At 68.2% G+C, this 17,662-nt stretch carries 12 protein-coding genes; 10 read left to right on the forward strand and 2 right to left on the reverse strand.

Annotated elements, in window-relative coordinates:
• Nucleotides 1-45: 45 nt before the first annotated feature.
• The gene (locus tag ACREEF_RS00980) at nucleotides 46-2,832 is read right to left on the reverse strand and encodes a TonB-dependent receptor (RefSeq protein ID WP_431563741.1); all 2,787 of its coding nucleotides are present in this window, start codon (nucleotides 2,830-2,832) and stop codon (nucleotides 46-48) included.
• Nucleotides 2,833-3,103: 271 nt separating this feature from the next.
• Here ACREEF_RS00980 and ACREEF_RS00985 point away from each other — a divergent pair, with 271 nt between their 5' ends.
• Nucleotides 3,104-4,930, forward strand: coding sequence for an alpha-amylase family glycosyl hydrolase (locus ACREEF_RS00985; RefSeq protein WP_431563742.1), 1,827 nt, complete (start codon nucleotides 3,104-3,106; stop codon nucleotides 4,928-4,930).
• Nucleotides 4,927-6,555, forward strand: coding sequence for an alpha-glucosidase (locus ACREEF_RS00990; protein WP_431563743.1), 1,629 nt, complete (start codon nucleotides 4,927-4,929; stop codon nucleotides 6,553-6,555). Before ACREEF_RS00985 ends, ACREEF_RS00990 begins: the two co-directional genes overlap by 4 nt.
• Nucleotides 6,556-6,562: 7 nt before the next feature.
• Here ACREEF_RS00990 and ACREEF_RS00995 read toward each other — a convergent pair whose 3' ends face one another.
• The gene (locus ACREEF_RS00995) at nucleotides 6,563-7,576 is read right to left on the reverse strand and encodes a LacI family DNA-binding transcriptional regulator (RefSeq protein ID WP_431563744.1); all 1,014 of its coding nucleotides are present in this window, start codon (nucleotides 7,574-7,576) and stop codon (nucleotides 6,563-6,565) included.
• Between the two features lie 155 nt (nucleotides 7,577-7,731).
• Between ACREEF_RS00995 and ACREEF_RS01000 the strand changes: the two genes are divergently transcribed.
• The 8 genes from ACREEF_RS01000 (at nucleotide 7,732) to ACREEF_RS01035 (ending at nucleotide 17,643) form a co-directional block, all read left to right on the forward strand.
• The gene (locus ACREEF_RS01000; RefSeq protein WP_431563745.1) at nucleotides 7,732-9,795 is read left to right on the forward strand and encodes a glycoside hydrolase family 97 protein; all 2,064 of its coding nucleotides are present in this window, start codon (nucleotides 7,732-7,734) and stop codon (nucleotides 9,793-9,795) included.
• Nucleotides 9,792-11,324, forward strand: a complete 1,533-nt coding sequence (locus ACREEF_RS01005) for an MFS transporter (RefSeq protein WP_431563746.1) — start codon at nucleotides 9,792-9,794, stop codon at nucleotides 11,322-11,324. The genes ACREEF_RS01000 and ACREEF_RS01005 overlap by 4 nt, the downstream gene beginning before the upstream one ends.
• Nucleotides 11,321-12,250: an alpha/beta hydrolase gene (locus ACREEF_RS01010; protein ID WP_431563747.1), complete on the forward strand. Its 930-nt coding sequence runs from the start codon at nucleotides 11,321-11,323 to the stop codon at nucleotides 12,248-12,250. Before ACREEF_RS01005 ends, ACREEF_RS01010 begins: the two co-directional genes overlap by 4 nt.
• A gap of 15 nt (nucleotides 12,251-12,265) precedes the next feature.
• Nucleotides 12,266-14,629 carry a glucan 1,4-alpha-glucosidase gene (locus ACREEF_RS01015; RefSeq protein WP_431563748.1) on the forward strand — a complete coding sequence of 788 codons (2,364 nt, stop codon included), beginning with the start codon at nucleotides 12,266-12,268 and terminating at the stop codon, nucleotides 14,627-14,629.
• Nucleotides 14,630-14,776: 147 nt separating this feature from the next.
• Nucleotides 14,777-16,033: a D-amino acid dehydrogenase gene (locus tag ACREEF_RS01020; protein ID WP_431563749.1), complete on the forward strand. Its 1,257-nt coding sequence runs from the start codon at nucleotides 14,777-14,779 to the stop codon at nucleotides 16,031-16,033.
• A gap of 63 nt (nucleotides 16,034-16,096) precedes the next feature.
• Nucleotides 16,097-16,888: a YgfZ/GcvT domain-containing protein gene (locus ACREEF_RS01025; RefSeq protein WP_431563750.1), complete on the forward strand. Its 792-nt coding sequence runs from the start codon at nucleotides 16,097-16,099 to the stop codon at nucleotides 16,886-16,888.
• A gap of 102 nt (nucleotides 16,889-16,990) precedes the next feature.
• Nucleotides 16,991-17,446, forward strand: a complete 456-nt coding sequence (locus tag ACREEF_RS01030) for a hypothetical protein (protein WP_431563751.1) — start codon at nucleotides 16,991-16,993, stop codon at nucleotides 17,444-17,446.
• Nucleotides 17,443-17,643: a helix-turn-helix transcriptional regulator gene (locus ACREEF_RS01035; protein WP_431563752.1), complete on the forward strand. Its 201-nt coding sequence runs from the start codon at nucleotides 17,443-17,445 to the stop codon at nucleotides 17,641-17,643. The genes ACREEF_RS01030 and ACREEF_RS01035 overlap by 4 nt, the downstream gene beginning before the upstream one ends.
• Nucleotides 17,644-17,662: the final 19 nt, after the last annotated feature.

The raw sequence follows: 17,662 nt of genomic DNA on the forward strand, positions 1-17,662 counted from the left end.
CCGGCCCCGAAAGACACGGCCCCCAGTCGGCTCAGAAGAGAGGGGTCAGAAGCGGTAGTTCACGCCGACCGCATAGGTCCGGCCAAACTGCTGGAAGTCGATGGTGCGGCGTTCATCGCCATTCTCGAAGGTCTTGAACGGCTCGTCGGTCAGGTTGTTGACCTGGGCCAGGATCGACAGACCCTCGGCCGGACCCGACTGGAACTCGTAGCCGATCTGGGCGTCGACGATGTTCTCGGCGGCGACCGAGCGCAGGGTGCGGCCGTTGCCGAAGCCGGCGACCTCGCCCAGGAAGTCCGAGCGGTAGCGGTGCGAGACGCGGGCCTGGAAGCCGTTCTTCTCGTAATAGACCGTGGTGTTGATCACCGTTTCCGACAGGCCCGGCATGGTGGTCGGGGCCTGGGTCGGGTCGGGCTGGATCTCGCTGTCGGTCCAGGAGGCGCTGAACTGTCCGCCGAAGCCGTCCAGCATCGGGTGGAAGACGTCGAACGGGGTCGAGACCGCGAACTCCATGCCCTTGATCCAGCCGCCTTCGCCATTGTCCGGCGCGCCGACCAGGCCCTGACGCAGGACCGGCTCGGGGTTGGTCGGCGAGATCACGCCGATCGGATAGCCGGTGAAGTCGAAGATCTGGTTGTGGTTGTAAACAAAGCTCTCGAGGTGCTTGTAGTAGGCCGCCAGCGAGACATAGCCCCGACGGTTGGCGAAATACTTCTCGATCGAGATGTCAGCCACGTCGGCGATGAACGGGCGCAGTTCGGGGTTGCCGCCGCCGCCGCCCCAGGGCGAACGGTTGATGTCGCCCGACTGGGCCAGGGCCGGATTGTAGCTGTAGTTCCGCGAGGCGCGCATATCGTCCATGCGCGGCCGGGCCAGGGTGCGGGCCGCGGCGAAGCGGGCGAACAGGTCGTCGCCGACTTCCAGGATGAAGTTGGCGCTGGGCAGGATCTCCAGATACTCCGCGCCGCCCGAAACCGCGATGGTTTCAGACACGCCCGGACCGACCTGACGAGCCGAGAAGCCGCTCGACGCCTGATCCGTATAGACCGCCTGAATGCCGACGTTGCCGGTCAGCGGCTTGCCCCACAGGTTGTGGTCGATATTGGCGCGGATGAAGGTCGTGGTGACCTTTTCCGAGACTTCCCAGTTGCCGGCGGCGACGTCGGCGTTGGGGTTGCGCACCTTGGCCAGGGCGCCGCTGTTGATCACGCCCAGGGCGTCGTAGCTGATGACCTTGGAGATGCCGAGGTAGCCCAGGTCGGTCGGGGCCAGCAGGAACTGGGTCGGGATGGCCAGGTCGCCGCCGCCCGGCACGGCCAGATAGAACTGGTCGTTGACGAAGCTCTTGTTCCGCTCCGAGTAGTTGACGCCGAAGTCGATCGAGCTGAACGGGCTCTGGTGCAGTTCGCGGCGGCCGGCGAAGCGGACAGCCTTGATCTCGTCCTCGATGGACGGGGTGTTCATATAGCCGGCCTGACCGCCCGGAATGACGTCGCCGCCCCAGCCTTGCGGGCTGGTGATGCGGATCAGGTTCGGGTCGGAATAGTCCAGCCGGCTGGTGAAGCGGGTCACGCCGTCGTCGGTCAGCTCGAAGCCCAGGGTGTCCAGGGCGCCGGCGACGTTGCGGCCGGTGCCGGCGTTGGTCTCCAGGATGACGTCGTTACGCTCGACCTTGGAGTAGTTGAGGTCCAGGTTGAACGACCAGTCGTCGTTGGCGACGAACTCGGTGTTCCAGCCCAGGGCCGTGATGTTGCTTTCGCGCTTGTTCAGGTCGTTGCGGACGACGCCCTTGATGTTGTCCCAGGTGCCGGCGACGATCATGCCGTTCTCGACGGTGTAGCCGGGGCGCAGCGACGGGCCGGGCCGGCAGACGGCGGGCGTTCCGGGGCAGACGCCCGACGAGCCGCCCCAGGCCAGCGGGAACTCGATGCCGCGCATGACCTGGGTGTTCTTGAACTCGGAATAGAAGGCGTCCAGCGTGGTGTGGAAGCGGTCGTTCGGCTTCCACTCCAGCACGCCCATATAGCCGTCGCGCTCGAGCTCCGACGACATGACGTAGGGCTTGACCCCGCCGGTCAGCAGGTTGCCGTCGCTGTAGGTCGGATAGCCCCAGGCCTGGAAGCGTTCCGACTGATAGGGCGACGTCATGTGGGCGTAGCCCAGGGCGATGCCGATGGTGTCGTCCGCGAACTGGTCGACGTAGCTGAGGGTGTAGCGCTGGCCGTGGTCGGTCGTGCCCGAGTTCAGGGCGCCGATGTCGTTCCACTCATAGCGGGCGTTGGCGACGATGGCGCGGCGGCCGTAGTCCAGCGGGCGCATGGTCTTCATGTCGACCGTGCCGGCCAGGCCCTGACCGGTGAGCGAGGCGTCGGGCGTCTTGTAGACGACGACGCTGGACATCAGTTCCGACGGGAACTGGTCGAACTCGACGCCGCGGTTGTCGCCGGTCGTGACCATTTCACGCCCGTTCAGCAGGGCGGTGGTGAAGTCGGGGCCGAGGCCGCGAATGGAGATCTGCTGGCTGCGGCCGTCGAGGCGCTGCATGGCCACGCCCGGCAGGCGGGCCAGGGATTCGGCGATCGACACGTCGGGCAGCTTGCCGATGTCTTCGGCCGAGATGACTTCGACGATCGAGGTGTTGTTGGCCTTGGCCGAGATCGAGGCTTCGATCGAGCGGCGGATGCCGGTGACGACGATCTCGTCGACCTGGGTCGCCTGCTCGTCCTGCGCGGCGGTCTGGGCCTGAGCGCCGCCCGCCAGAGCAAGGGTCATGACGACGCCCAAGGCGCCGCCGGTCATGAGGCGCGCACGCCGGGTGAAGCCAGAAGCCATCTCATCCTCCCATGGGTCGTCGCTCTCTGATGAAGCGATCTGCCGCAAACTTATGCAAATCTACGACAACCTTGCAAGCCGGTAATGTTTGAGGCCGGACGATGTTCGCTAAAGCATCGCGCAAAATAGGCCTACATCGCAGCGCAACAAGGAAGCCGCCTTGGAAAACAAGACAAAAACGGCGCGGTTGACAGGCCCTCCCGTCGCTGCAAAAACTTGCAAATCGATCTTTCCGGCAACGTATCGGAAGGACAGGACAGGGAGGGCCGCCATGCCCAGGACGCCACGCCGCTGGAAGTGTCTGCTCGGAGCCGTTTCGGGCCTGACCCTGCTGGCCGCCGGGACCGCTTCGGCCCAGACCCCTGCCGCCACGGAAGCCCTGCGTCAACGCCCGCCCCAGGACGAGGTCATCTACTTCCTGCTGCCCGACCGGTTCGCCAACGGCGATGCGGCCAACGACCACGGCGGCTATGCGGCCGACCGGCTGGTCAGCGGCTTCGACCCGTCGAACCCCGAGTTCTATCACGGCGGTGATCTGGCCGGAGTGATGCAGAAGCTCGACTATCTGCAGGGCCTGGGCGTCACCGCCATCTGGATGGCCCCCATCTTCAAGAACAAGCCGGTGCAGCCGACGGTCGGCCGCCCCATGGCCGGCTTCCACGGCTACTGGATCACCGACTTCACCCGCCCCGATCCGCATTTCGGCGAGCCCGAGACGATGAAGGCCCTGGTCGAGGCCGCCCATGCGCGCGGCATGAAGGTCTATCTGGACATCGTCACCAACCACACGGCCGACGTGATCCAGTATCGCGAATGCCCCCAGAACGACTGCGCCTACCGCCCGGTGGCGGACTATCCCTACACCCGACGCGGCGGCGTGGACGGGGCGGCGATCAACGACGGCTTCCGGGGCGACGGCGGAACTGAAGATTTCTCCAAACTGACCGACCCGACCTGGGCCTACACCCCCTACGTCCCGGCGGGTGAGGAGACGGTGAAGGTCCCGGCCTGGCTGAACGATCCCCTACTCTATCACAACCGCGGCGACTCGACCTTCCGCGGCGAAAGCTCGACCCTCGGCGACTTCGCCGGACTGGACGACCTCTTCACCGAGAACCCGCGCGTGGTTCAGGGCATGATCGAGGTCTTCGGCGACTGGATCGACGACTACGGGATCGACGGCTTCCGCATCGACACCGCCCGGCACGTCAATCCCGAGTTCTGGCAGGCCTTCGTCCCGGCGATCATGGAGCGGGCGAAAGCGCGCGGCATCCCCAACTTCCACGTCTTCGGCGAGGTCTATGACCACGACCCGGCGGCGCTGGCCCGACACACGCGGGTCGACAAGCTGCCCGCCGTGCTGGACTTCGCCTTCCAGTCGGTCGCGACCGACGTGGCCAACGGCGCCAAGGCCCCGGACGCCCTGGCGACCCTGTTCGCCGCCGACGCCCTGTATGAAGGCGGGCCCGAGGCCGCCCTGCAGCTGCCGACCTTCCTGGGCAATCACGACATGGGCCGCATCGGCGGCTTCGTGCTGAAGGCCCACCCGCAGGCGTCGGACGAGGAACTTCTGGCCCGCACGGCCCTGGCCCACGCCCTGATGATGTTCAGCCGGGGCGTACCGACGTTATACTACGGCGACGAACAGGGCTTCGCCGGCAGCGGCGGCTATGGCGGCGGGCGACAGGACATGTGGGACGGCCAGGTCGAGACCTATCGCACCGAGCAGCGCATCGGCGGCCTGCGCGATCCCTATGACCGCCAGGCGCCGCTCTACAAGGCCATCGCCGAGATGACCCGGCTGCGCGCCGCCGCCCCGGCCCTGCGTCGCGGGACGCAGACGGTGCGCGCCGCCGCCGAGGCGCCCGGCCTGTTCGCCTTCACGCGCGCCCTCCCCGGCCAGGCCGGCGAGACCTTGGCGGTGTTCAACACCGGCACGACGCCCCTGACCGCCAATGTCGTGGTCGATCCGGCTTCGACCGGGTGGACCGCCAGCCGGGGCGCCTGCCCCGCCACCCCCGCCGCGCCGGGCGTGGTCCGCGTGACCGTGCCCCCGCTCGACTACATGATTTGCGTATCTGAAGGCCCCGCCCAGTGACCCTTGCGACCCTCTCCGTCGTCCCCTCCCCGGATCAGGCCCATCAGGAATGGTGGCGCGGCGCCGTCGTCTATCAGGTCTATCCGCGCAGCTTCGCCGACAGCAACGGCGACGGCGTCGGCGACCTGAACGGCGTCACGGCCCATCTGGACCACATAGCCTCGCTGGGCGTGGACGCGGTGTGGATCTCGCCCTTCTACACCTCGCCGATGAAGGACTTCGGCTATGACGTCGCCGACTACTGCGACGTTGATCCGGTGTTCGGGACCCTGGCCGACTTCGACGCTCTGGTGGAGAAGGCGCACGGCCTGGGGCTGAAGGTCATCGTCGATCAGGTCTGGTCGCACACCTCGGACCAGCACGACTGGTTCAAGGCCAGCCGTCAGGACCGCACCAACGCTTTCGCCGACTGGTACGTCTGGGCCGACGCCAAGGCCGACGGCTCGCCGCCGAACAACTGGCAGTCCGTCTTCGGCGGCCCCGGCTGGACCTGGGACGCGCGGCGCGGCCAGTACTACCAGCACAACTTCCTGCCCGAGCAGCCACAGCTGAACGGCCGTCATCCGGCGGTGCAGGACGCCCTGCTGGCCGCCGGCAAGTTCTGGCTGGACCGGGGGGTCGACGGCTTCCGCCTGGACGCCATCAACTTCATGATCAACGACCCCTCGCTGAAGGACAATCCGGCCTTCCCGGCGGGCGGCAAGCGGACGCGGCCGTTCGACTTCCAGGACAAGATCTACAACCAGTCCCACGCCGACATCGCCCCCTTCCTGGAGCGGGTGCGGGCGCTGACCGACAGCTATGGCGACGGGCGCTTCACCGTGGCCGAGGTCGGCGGCGATTACGCCGACCGCGAGATGAAGGAATACACCGCCGACGACCGCCACCTGCACAGCGCCTACGGCTTCCTCTACCTCTACGCCGAGCGGATGTTCGCCGATCTGGTGAAGACGGGCGCCGCCATGTGGCCGGGTGCGCCCGACGAAGGCTGGCCGTCCTGGACCTTCTCCAACCACGACGCGCCGCGCGCCATCTCGCGCTGGGCCGAGGGCCGCGACGAGCGCCAGCTGGCCGAGATGCTGATGCTGCTGCTGGTCTCCTTGCGCGGCAACGTCTTCGTCTATTACGGCGAGGAGCTGGGCCTGCCCCAGGGACAGGTGCCGTTCGAGCGGCTGGTCGATCCCGAAGCCATCGCCAACTGGCCGCAGACCCTGGGCCGCGACGGCGCCCGCACCCCGATGCCCTGGACGGCGGACGTCCCCTTCGCCGGCTTCTCCACCGTCGAGCCCTGGCTGCCGGTGGACCCGCGCCACCCGGCGATGGCGGTCGATGTTCAGAACGCCGACCCCAAGTCGATGCTGAACGCCACGCGCCGCATCCTGGCCCTGCGCCGCGCCTGCCCGGCGCTGCGCGTCGGCGAGATGGAGGTGCTGAGCACCGAGCCGGTGCTGAGCTTCACCCGCGAAGGCGGCGGCGAGGCCCTGCTGGCGGCCTTCAATCTGGGTCACGAGGCGCAAGCCTGGACCGCACCCGAGGGCTACACGGTGATCGACTCGGTCAATCTGGGCGAGGCTGGCGTCCTGCCGCCGCTGGGCGGCGTGCTGCTGCGCAAAGAGGCCCGCTGACGTGCGATCAGCCGCCGCAGCTCTCGCGCACGATGAGGTCGGTGGGCACGCGCTCCGAGCGGCCGGCGGCGTCGCCGCCGTGGTCCAGCAGCTTGGACACCATCAGGCGGCCCGCCTTCATCGTGTCCTGGGCGATGGTGCTGAGGGCCGGGCTCGAGTAGCGGCTGAAGGGCACGTTGTCGAAGCCGATGACCGAGACGTCGCCCGGCACGCTGCGGCCCGCATGAACCAGGGCGCGCACGGCGCCCAGGGCGATCTGGTCGCTGGCGCAGACCACGCCGTCGAAGGCGACGCCGCGACGGATCAGGGATTCGACCGAGGCCTCGGCCGATTCCACCTCGAAATGAGCGTCCACGATCAGGTCGGGATCGACCGGCAGGCCCGCGCTGGCCAGGGCGTCCAGATAGCCGCGATGGCGCTGCATGGACTCGGGCGGATCGATGTCGCCCAGGAAGACGATGCGCTTGCGCCCCAGCCGGGCCAGATGCAGGGTCGCCCGGCGCCCGCCGTTGATGTTGTCCGAGCCGATCGAGCAGTAGAGCTGATCCGGCAGTTCGGCGCCCCAGACGACGAAGCGCGCCTCGGTCTCGACCAGACGGTTGAAGGCGGCGTGCAGGGTGCTCTGGCCCAGGAAGATGACGCCGTCGGCGCGGCTGGTGGTCATGGCGGCGGCCACGTCCTCATAGGTCGCGGGGGCCAGATGGCTCATGATCAGGTCGCAGCCGCGCTCGCGCGCCGCCTCGCCCACCCCGGCCAGCAGTTCGAGGAAGAAGGGGTCGCTAAGACGGCCCTCGCGCCCCTGCGGACGCGGCACCACCAGGGCGATGGTCGCCTCGGCGCCGATGGGGCCGGCGGGCATGTAGCGGCGGAACGGATAGTCGTGCTCGCGCGCCAGTTTCCAGATCAGCTGCTTGGTCCGGTCGTTGACCGCCGGATGGTCGTTCAGGGCGCGCGACGCCGTGGAGATCGAGACGCCCGCCATCTGGGCCAGGTCTTCCAGTCGCGTGGACTTGCGGCTCAAGGGTCGCGGGCTCCGGAATCAGTCGCTGCAAAATTTGCTGCAAATCTTGCTCTTTCATGCGCCCGGCAAACGGCGTCTGGCAAGAGCCTTCGTAACCGGCCTCAAGCAGTCCCACGCCGCGCGCGGGGCGATAGGCCCAAAGGGGTATCCTGATAATGTTGAAACGCCGGTCATTCCTCGCCCTCGGGACCGTCTCCGCCCTGGCCTTCGGCGCGCCCGTGGCGGCGCAGACGACTTCGAACGCCGTGCGCGCCTCGTCGCCGGGCGGGGTGCTGACGATCGAGATGGCCACCGACAACGACGGGCGTCCGACCTATGCGGTCAGCCGTCTGGGCCGCAAGGTGGTGGAGACCTCCTGGCTGGGCTTCCTGCTGACCGACGCGCCGATGCTGGAGCGCAACATGACGCTCACGGCCAGCGCCCCCGTCACGGTCGACGAGACCTGGGAGCAGCCCTGGGGCGAGCGTCGCTATGTGCGCAACCACTACAACGAATGGCGGGTCTCTTTCGTCGAGAAGACGGGTCTGCGCCGTCGCTTCGACGTGGTCTGGCGCCTGTATGACGACGGCCTGGGCTTCCGCTACGAATTCCCCAAGCAGGACGGATTGAAGACCGTTCGCATCGGCGCCGAACTGACCGAGTTCAACCTGTCCGAGGACGGCGAGGCCTGGTGGATTCCGGCCTGGGAATGGAACCGCGAGGAATACCTCTACAACCGCACCCGCATCGACGCGGTCGGCAGCGCCCAGACGCCGATGACGGTGCGCGGCGACAGCGGCCTGCACGTCTCGATCCACGAGGCGGCCCTGATCGACTATGCGGGCATGAACCTGCGCCGCGCCGAGGGGCTGAAGTTCCGCGCCCAGCTGACCCCCGGCCTGACCAACGCCGCCGTGGTGCGCCAGGCGCCCTTCCACACCCCGTGGCGGACCCTGCAGATCAGCGACAGCGCCGCCGGACTGGTCGAATCCAGCCTGATCCTGAACCTGAACGAGCCCAACAAACTGGGCGACGTCAGCTGGTTCAAGCCGATGAAATACCTCGGCGTCTGGTGGGAGATGCACCTCGACCTCAAGACCTGGGGTTCCGGTCCCAAGCACGGCGCCACCACCGGAAACGCCATCAAACACATCGACTTCGCCGCCGAGCACGGCTTCGGCGGGGTGCTGGTCGAGGGCTGGAACAAGGGCTGGGACGGCGACTGGTTCGCCAACGGCTCGGACTTCAGCTTCACCGAATCCTATCCCGACTTCGACATCGAGCGGGTGACGGCGCACGGCCGGGCCAGGGGCGTGCAGCTGATCGGCCACCATGAGACGGGCGGCAACGCCTTCCACTATGAGCCGCAGATGGAGGCGGGCTTCGCCCTCTATCAGCGTCTGGGCATGCACGCGGTCAAGACCGGCTATGTCGCCGACGCGGGCGCGGCGCGGGTGGCCGGACCCGACGGCCGCGCCGTCATGGCCTGGCACGAAAGCCAGCCCATGGCCCAGCACCACATGCGGGTCATCGAGACGGCGGCGAAATATCAGGTCGCGGTCAACGCCCATGAGCCGTTCAAGGACACCGGCCTGCGCCGCACCTATCCCAACATGATCAGCCGCGAAGGCGCGCGAGGAATGGAGTTCAGCGCCTGGGGCCAGCCGGGCAACCCGCCCGAGCACGAGGCCAACCTGGTCTTCACCCGCCTGCTGGCCGGGCCGATGGACTATACGCCCGGCATCTTCGGCATGGAGACGCGCAGCCCCGGCGGCATCCAGACCACCTGGGCCAAGCAGCTGGCCCTCTATGTCGTCATCTACAGCCCGATCCAGATGGCGGCGGACCTGCTGGTCCACTACGAGGCCAACCCGGCGCCCTTCCAGTTCATCAAGGACGTGCCGGTCGACTGGGCCGAGACGAAGGTTCTGGACGGCGAGATCGGCGACTTCGTCGTCATCGCCCGCAAGGATCGCCATTCCGACGTCTGGGCCCTGGGCGCCGTGTCGGACGAACATCCGCGCAGCCTGACCGCGCCCCTGGCCTTCCTCGACGCCGGCCGCCGCTATCGCGCGGAAATCTATCGCGACGGTCCCAACGCCGACTATCGCGGCAAGCGCGAGGACATCGTCATCGAGCAGCGCGAGGTGACCTCGGCTGATACGCTGACGCTGAACCTGGCCCCCGGCGGCGGTCAGGCCATCCGCTTCGTGCCGCTGGGAAGGAAGTCGCGCCGATGAGCGAAGCCGCCCCCCTGTCCGCCGAAGGCCGGACGCCGCGCGCCACGCGGCCCCGCCTGTCCATGTGGGCGATCTGGAACATGTGCGTCGGCTTCTTCGGCATCCAGATCGGCTTCGGTCTGCAGAACGCCAACACCAGCCGCATCTTCCAGACCCTGGGCGCCGAGATCGACAGCCTGGCCATCCTGTGGATCGCCGCGCCGGTGACGGGCCTGCTGGTCCAGCCGATCATAGGCCACTTCAGCGACAAGACCTGGGGACGGCTGGGCCGCCGTCGGCCCTATTTCCTGTTCGGGGCCCTGCTGACCTCGGCGGCGCTTGTGCTGATGCCGAACAGCCCGACCCTGTGGTTCGCGGCCGCCATGCTGTGGATCATGGATGCCTCGATCAACGTGACCATGGAGCCGTTCCGCGCCTTCGTCGGCGACAACCTGCCGGAGGAGCAGCGCACCACCGGTTATGCGATGCAGAGCTTCTTCATCGGGACGGGGGCGGTCTTCGCCTCGGTCCTGCCGTGGCTGCTGTCCAACGTCTTCCACGTCGCCTCGACGGCGGCGGAGGGGGCCGTGCCCCTGTCGGTCAAGATCGCCTTCTACGTCGGGGCGGCCGGGCTGCTGGGCGCGGTGCTGTGGACCGTCTTCACCACCAGGGAATACAGCCCGGCCGAGATCGCCGCCTTCGACGGCGTGGCCGAGAACGACCCGGCGCCGACTTCGCCGGAACGCGGCGCGGGCCTCTACGGCCTGGGCGGCCTGACCTTCCTGGGGCTGGGCGCGGCGGTGGCCGCCGTGGTCTTCGCCTCGGGGTGGGAGAAGGAGCTCTACATCCTGGCCGGGGCCCTGGCCGTCTTCGGCGCCCTGCAGCTGGCCGTCGCCGCCTTCCGCCGGGCGGCGCGGACCAACGGCCTGACCGAGATTCTCGACGACGTCTTCGCCATGCCCGACACCATGAAGGGTCTGGCCGTGGTCCAGTTCTTCAGCTGGTTCGCCCTGTTCGCCATGTGGATCTACACCACCGCCACGGTGACGGCGGTCCACTACGGCTCCTCCGATCCGACCAGCGCGGCCTACAACGCCGGGGCCGACTGGGTGGGGGTGCTGTTCGGGGTCTATAACGGGGTGGCGGCCCTGGCCGCCTTCCTGATCCCGGTCGTGGCCCGGCGCACCGGACGGCGCGGCGCCCACGCCATCAATCTGGTGCTGGGCGGGCTCGGCCTGATCGGCGTCGCCGTGATCCGCGATCCGGCCCTGCTGTGGCTGCCGATGATCGGGGTGGGCTTCGCCTGGGCCTCGATCCTGTCCATGCCCTACGCCATTCTGGCGGGCGCCCTGCCGGGGCGGAAGATGGGCGTCTATATGGGCGTCTTCAACATCTTCATCGTCGTGCCGCAGCTGCTGGCCGCGACCATCCTCGGCCTGATCCTGAAGCACCTGTTCGAGGGTCAGGCGGTCTACGCCCTGATCATCGGCGGCGTCAGCTTCTTCATCGCCGCCGTCTCGGCCCTGTTCGTGCGGGAGCATAAGGCGTGAGCCTGTCGCGCCGCATGACCCTGGGCCTGCTGGCCGCCCTGCCCTTCGCGGGCAAGGCGATGGCCGACGCCCCCCTCGACGGCAGGCTGGTCGAACACCCCGACTTCGCCTCCGCCCACGTCCAGCCGCGCAACGTCACCGTCTGGCTGCCGCCCGGCTATGAGGCGGGGTCGGAGCGTCATCCCGTCCTCTACATGCACGACGGCCAGAACCTGTTCGACGCGTCGAAAGCCAATTTCGGCGAGTGGGGCGTGGACGAGCATCTGGGCCGCCTGATCGCCGACGGTCAGGTCCGCGCCCCCATCGTCGTCGGGATCTGGAACACGTCGCTTCGCTTACGCGAATATGTCCCCGCCGACCTGATCGCCGCCCTGCCCGCCGAGGTTCGCGCGGACGTTCAGGCCATCTACGGCGGCGCGCCCCTGTCGGATGAGTATCTGCGCTTCATGGTCGAGGAGCTGAAACCCTTCATCGACCAGACCTACCGCACCCTGACCGGACCGTCCGACACCCTGGTCAGCGGCTCCAGCATGGGCGGGCTGATCTCCCTCTATGCGGTGATGAAGCATCCGCAGGTCTTCGGCGGCGCCGCCTGCCTGTCGACCCACTGGCCGCTGCGGATCGACGGGCTGGATGATCCCGCCGCCCTCGCGCTCTGGCGCGACAAGGTGGTCGTGGCCTGGACCCGCGTGGTGGCCGAGGGCCTGCCCGCGCCGGGGTCGCACCGCTTCTACTTCGACCGCGGCGACGAGACCCTGGATCAGTTCTACGCCACCTTCCAGAGCCGCATCGACGCCGTCTTCCGCGACAAGGGCTACGGCCCGCGCGACTTCCAGACCCTGTTGTTCCCCGGCCATCAGCACAACGAGGCCTCGTGGAACGGCCGTCTCGACGTGCCGCTGAAATTCCTGCTGACGCCTGCCTGAGCGAGAGACTTTTCCATGCCTATCTTCAAGAGCCTGATCCTGGCCGGCGTCGCCGCCTCCGTCCTGACCGGGGCCGCATCCGCGCAAACTGCGCCGGGCGCGCCGGGCGAGACCCCGACCTGGGCCTATGCCGCCAAGGTGGGCGCAGGGACTTCCTATGAGGCCTATGTCGACGGCGACTATCGCGATGGCGGACCTACGGGTGATGTGTCCAAGGTCTGGTTCTCCATCGCCGACGGCGTCCTGACCGAGACCATGTACGGCCTGATCCACGAGGCCCAGATCAAGCAGCTGCGTCTGGCCGTCGCCACCGACAGCGGCCTGGCCGTCGAGGGCGCGGACACCGACTTCACCATCGACTACCTGCACAAGGACGCCGAGGGCCGCCCCCTGTCGCCCGCCTACAAGGTGACGACGACCGACAAGGCCGGGCGCTTCGCCATCGACAAGCAGGTCTTCACCGACCCGGACGATCAGGCCCTGGTCCTGCGCGTCACCGTGCGGGCGCTGAAGGGCGGCGTAACGCCCTATGTCCTGCTGGAGCCGCACATGGCCAACACCGGCGTGGACGACCGGGGCGAAGCCTCCGCGACCGGCCTCTACGCCCATGAAGGAAACGTCCATCTGGCCCTGCGCCCCAGCGCCCCGTTCGAGGCCGCCAGCCTCGGCTTCATGGGCGTGTCGGACGGCCTGACCGGGCTGAGGGCCGGCGCCCTGCCCGCCTTCACGACCACCGGGGAGGCGGGCGGCAACATCATGCTGACCGGCGCCCTGCCGCGCCTGGAGCAGGGTCAGAGCATCAGCCGCGACTTCGTCATCGGCTTCGGCGACAGCCGCGCGGCGGCGGAGCGTGAGGCCGACGCCGCCCTGACGACCGGGCTGGACGAGGTGCTGAAGCGCTTCAACGGTGAAGGCGAGCGCGTCGGTTGGTCCGACTATGTCGCCTCCCTGACCGAACTGCCGCGCGTGGCGGCGCAGGGGACCGACGAAGGCAAGCTGGCCTACGCCTCGGCCCTGATGCTGAAGGTGCAGGAGGACCACACCCACGCCGGCGCCCTGATCGCCTCCCTGTCCAACCCGTGGGGCGACACGGTGGACGCGAGCAGGCCCTCGACCGGCTACAAGGCCGTCTGGCCGCGCGACTTCTATCAGGTGGCCATGGCCTTCGCGGCGCTCGGCGACAGGGAAACGCCGCTGGCCGCCTTCCACTATCTGCCGCAGGTCCAGGTCGGGCCGGACACGCCCGGCAACAAGGGCGACGGCGGCTGGTTCCTGCAGAAGACCCACGTGGACGGCACGCTGGAATGGATGGCGATCCAGCTGGACCAGACGGCCATGCCCCTCATGCTGGGCCACCGCCTGTGGACCATGGGCTGGCTGTCCGACGCCGACATGGCGGACATGTATGCGAAGATGCTGAAGCCCGCGGCCGACTTCCTGGTCGACGGCGGCCAGGTGGACATAGACTGGAACAAGAACGAGATCCGCCCGCCCTTCACCCAGCAGGAGCGCTGGGAGGAGCAGCAGGGCTATTCCCCGTCCAGCACCGCCGCCGTGGTGGCTGGCCTGACCGTGGCCGCCGAGATGGCGCGGGCCGCAGGCGACGCTGCGGGGTCTGAACGTTATCAGGCCGCCGCCGACCGTTACGCCTCGCAGATCGAGGCCAGTATGTTCACCACCAACGGCGACTTCGGCGACGGGCGCTACTACGTCCGCATCACCCGCAACAATAACCCCAACGACAAGGCGCCGATCGGCGAGGCCAACGGCCAGATCGCCCCGGCCGAGGACCGGGTCATCGACGGCGGCTTCCTGGAGCTGGTGCGCTACGGCGTGCGCGCCGCGAACGATGAGCACGTGGTCGCCACGCTCGGCGAATACGACGACACGGCGCGCGAGGACCTCTACCGCGTCCGCTACGACTTCGGGCCGGCGGGGGACCAGACCCCCGGCTGGCGCCGCTATGGCGTCGACGGCTATGGCGAGGACGTGTCGGACGGCAAGGGCTACGGCGTCGGCGGCGTCATGGCCCCGGGCCAGCGCGGCCGGGTCTGGCCCTTCTTCACCGGCGAACGCGGCCACTATGAGCTGGCCCGCGCGCTTGAGGCCGGGAGCGCCGACGACGCGTCGCTGACCGCCATCCGCCAGACCTATGTGCGCGGCATGGAGCGCTTCGCCAACGCCGGCCTGCTGCTGCCCGAACAGGTCTGGGACGGCGTCGGCGTCCCGACGGCGTACGGCGAGGCGATGGGCGAAGGCACCAACTCGGCCACCCCCCTGGCCTGGACCCACGCGGAATACCTGAAGCTGCTGCGCTCGCTGGCGGACAAGGCGGTCTGGGACCGCTACGCTCCCGTCGAAAAGCGCTTCATAAAGTGAGCAAGCAATCGGCCCGGATCAGCACGATCCGGGCCGATCTGTTCCGGTATTCCAGAATGTTACAGCGGACGCTCGCCTTGATGGCTCGACAAACGCAAAAACTGGTCTAGGGATCGACGCGCGGAAGGTTCGCGTAAGGTCAAGACCATGAAGATCGCAGTCCTGGGCGCCGGCGTCATCGGCGTGACGACGGCTCACTATCTGGCCAAGGCCGGCCACGAGGTCACGGTGATCGACCGCCAGAGCGGCCCGGCGCTGGAGACCAGCTTCGCCAACGCGGGCGAGATCTCGCCCGGCTATTCCTCGCCCTGGGCCGCGCCCGGCATCCCGGCCAAGGCGGTGAAATGGCTGTTCATGCGCCACGCCCCGCTGATCCTGCACCCCCAGGTGAACGTCGCCACCGCGCGCTGGCTGCTGGCCCTGCTGCGCAACTGCACCTCGGCCCGCTATGCGCTGAACAAGGCGCGGATGGTGCGTCTGGCCGAATACAGCCAGGAGGTTCAGACCGCCCTGAACGCCGAGCTGGGCCTGGACTACGACCACCGCACGCAGGGCACCCTGCAGTTGTTCCGCACCCAGAAACAGCTGGACGGCATCTACAAGGACACCGAGGTCCTGCGCCAGGGCGGCGTGCCGTTCGAGGTGCTGGATCAGGAGGGCTGCATCCGCGCCGAGCCGGGCCTGAAGGCCACGCGCGACCTGTTCGTCGGCGGCCTGCGCCTGCCCAAGGACGAGACCGGCGACTGCTTCAAATTCACCAACGCCCTGGGCGACGTGGCGACGGGGCAAGGCGTGACCTTCCTCTACGACACCGCCATCAAGGCCCTGATCACCGACAAGGGCCGCATTTCGGGCGTCCAGACCGACAAGGGCGTGGTCACCGCCGACGCCTATGTCCTGGCCCTGGGCAGCCATTCGCCGCAGATGGTCAAGCCGCTGGGCATGACCCTGCCGGTCTATCCGGTGAAGGGCTATTCGATCACCGCCCCGATCGTGAACGAGCCCGCCGCCCCCGTCTCGACCATCATGGACGAGAGCTACAAGGTGGCCATCACCCGTCTGGGCGACCGCATCCGCGTCGGCGGCATGGCCGAGATCTCGGGCTACAACAACGTCCTGCCGGAACAGCGCCGCAACACGCTGGAGCATTCGGTCGGTTCGCTCTTCCCCGGCGCGGGCGACCTGAAGGCGGCGACCTACTGGTCCGGCCTGCGCCCGATGACGCCGGACGGCACGCCGGTCATCGGCAAGACGAAGTTCGACAACCTGTTCCTGAACACCGGCCACGGCACCCTGGGCTGGACCATGGCCTGCGGCTCGGCCCGGGTCATCGCCGACATCGTCAGCGGCCAGACCCCGGACATCGAGACGGCGGACCTGGGCATCGCCCGCTACGGGCGCTGACCGCTCGTCGGTTCGGACAAGGATGGGCTGGAGACCTCGCCTCCGCCTCCCTATCTTGGCGGTATGTCCATCGCCCGCCTCGACAGCCGCGCCCTGATCCGTGTCACCGGCCCTGACGCCCGTCCCTTCCTGCACAACCTGCTGACGCAGGACGTGGAGACGCTGGAGCCCGGCGCCCTGCGCTTCGGCGCCCTGCTGTCCCCGCCGGGCCGGCTGCTGTTCGACCTCTTCCTGTGGGGCGAGGAGAACGGCGTGGTGCTGGACGTCGCGGCCGAACGGCGCGAGGCCCTGGTCCAGCGTTTGTCGATGTATCGTCTGCGCTCCAACGTCGAGGTCATGCCCATCCCCGACGCCGTCTTCGTCGCCTGGAACGCGGCGCCCGAGGGCTTCGTCCCCGACCCCCGCCTCCCGGACCTCGGCGGCCGTCGCTGGGGCGACCAGTGCGAGACCGACGCGACCGAGGCCGACTGGCAGGCGCACCGGCTGGCCCTGGGCGTGCCCGACCCCACGAAGGATGCGCTCACCGACAAGACCTATCCCATCGAGGCCGACTTCGACCTGCTGAACGGCATCGATTTCCATAAGGGCTGCTTCATCGGTCAGGAAACGACTTCGCGGATGAAGCGGCGCGGCACGATCAAGAACCGCATGATGGCCATCGCCTTCGACGGCCCCGCCCCCGAACGCGGCGCCGAGGTGCTGAACGGCGACCTGCGCGCCGGCGAGGTCATGACCGGTGCCGAGGGCCGCGCCATCGCCTTGATGCGTCTGGACCGTCTGGAGGGCGATCTGAGCGTCGACGGCCGCCCCGTGCGCGTCGAGAAGCCCGGCTGGATCCCTGATTTTCAAGGCTAATTTCCGGGAAACGGAAAATCTGCTTGTCATGATGTAAAAGTCACTTGACGCAAAACGCGGTGTTGGTAAAGTTCACTTGTCACAACGACATGGGAGCTTGTCATGAACACCGCAGCCAAGACGACCGCCGCCGCGAACACCAAGAAAATGAACGACCTGACCGTGGGCCTGTGCGCCCTGGTCGTGGTCTCCTCGGGCCTGACGGTCGCCACGCCCTTCTGGCCCGCCCAACTGGGCAACGCGCCGCAACTGGGCGTGGTCCTGCTGGCCGCCGCCGTCGCCGTCTTCTCCGCCATTCACAGCCTCTACTGGTGGCGCGCCCTCGATGAAGCCGCCCAGGAAGCCCACAAATGGGCCTGGTGGTGGGGCGGCAATCTGGGTCTGGTCGTCGGCGGCGCCGGCGTCGTGGCCGCCACGCTGATGGACGTGAACCTGCTGCCGGCCTTCGTGCCCCACTCGGACGCGGCCCTGGTCGCAACCGGCGTGCTCGGCGTCTTCGCCGCTCAGGCCGTCGGCTACGGCGCCGCCTGGTGCTTCTGGTGGGCCGCCCGCCGATGACCAGTGATTTCGTGAACCGCCTCAAGGTCTGTCGCGCCGAGCGCAACTGGACCCAGGCCGACCTCGCCGAACAGCTCGGCGTCTCCCGTCAAACCATCCAGGCGCTGGAGAAGGGCCGCTACGACCCCTCCCTGCCCCTGGCCTTCCGCATCTCCCGCCTCTTCGGCCGACCGATCGAAGCCATCTTCGTTCAGTGATCTCGGCGAGCCCCGCGCC

Source organism: Brevundimonas sp., from assembly GCF_050729455.1.
Classification (GTDB): domain Bacteria; phylum Pseudomonadota; class Alphaproteobacteria; order Caulobacterales; family Caulobacteraceae; genus Brevundimonas.

Coding starts and splice junctions, on each gene's coding strand:
- ACREEF_RS00980 (WP_431563741.1), bottom strand. CDS start 2,832: ATGGCTTCTGGCTTCACCCGGCGTGCGCGCCTCATGACCGGCGGCGCC.
- ACREEF_RS00985 (WP_431563742.1), top strand. CDS start 3,104: ATGCCCAGGACGCCACGCCGCTGGAAGTGTCTGCTCGGAGCCGTTTCG.
- ACREEF_RS01000 (WP_431563745.1), top strand. CDS start 7,732: ATGTTGAAACGCCGGTCATTCCTCGCCCTCGGGACCGTCTCCGCCCTG.
- ACREEF_RS01005 (WP_431563746.1), top strand. CDS start 9,792: ATGAGCGAAGCCGCCCCCCTGTCCGCCGAAGGCCGGACGCCGCGCGCC.
- ACREEF_RS01015 (WP_431563748.1), top strand. CDS start 12,266: ATGCCTATCTTCAAGAGCCTGATCCTGGCCGGCGTCGCCGCCTCCGTC.
- ACREEF_RS01020 (WP_431563749.1), top strand. CDS start 14,777: ATGAAGATCGCAGTCCTGGGCGCCGGCGTCATCGGCGTGACGACGGCT.
- ACREEF_RS01025 (WP_431563750.1), top strand. CDS start 16,097: ATGTCCATCGCCCGCCTCGACAGCCGCGCCCTGATCCGTGTCACCGGC.
- ACREEF_RS01030 (WP_431563751.1), top strand. CDS start 16,991: ATGAACACCGCAGCCAAGACGACCGCCGCCGCGAACACCAAGAAAATG.
- ACREEF_RS01035 (WP_431563752.1), top strand. CDS start 17,443: ATGACCAGTGATTTCGTGAACCGCCTCAAGGTCTGTCGCGCCGAGCGC.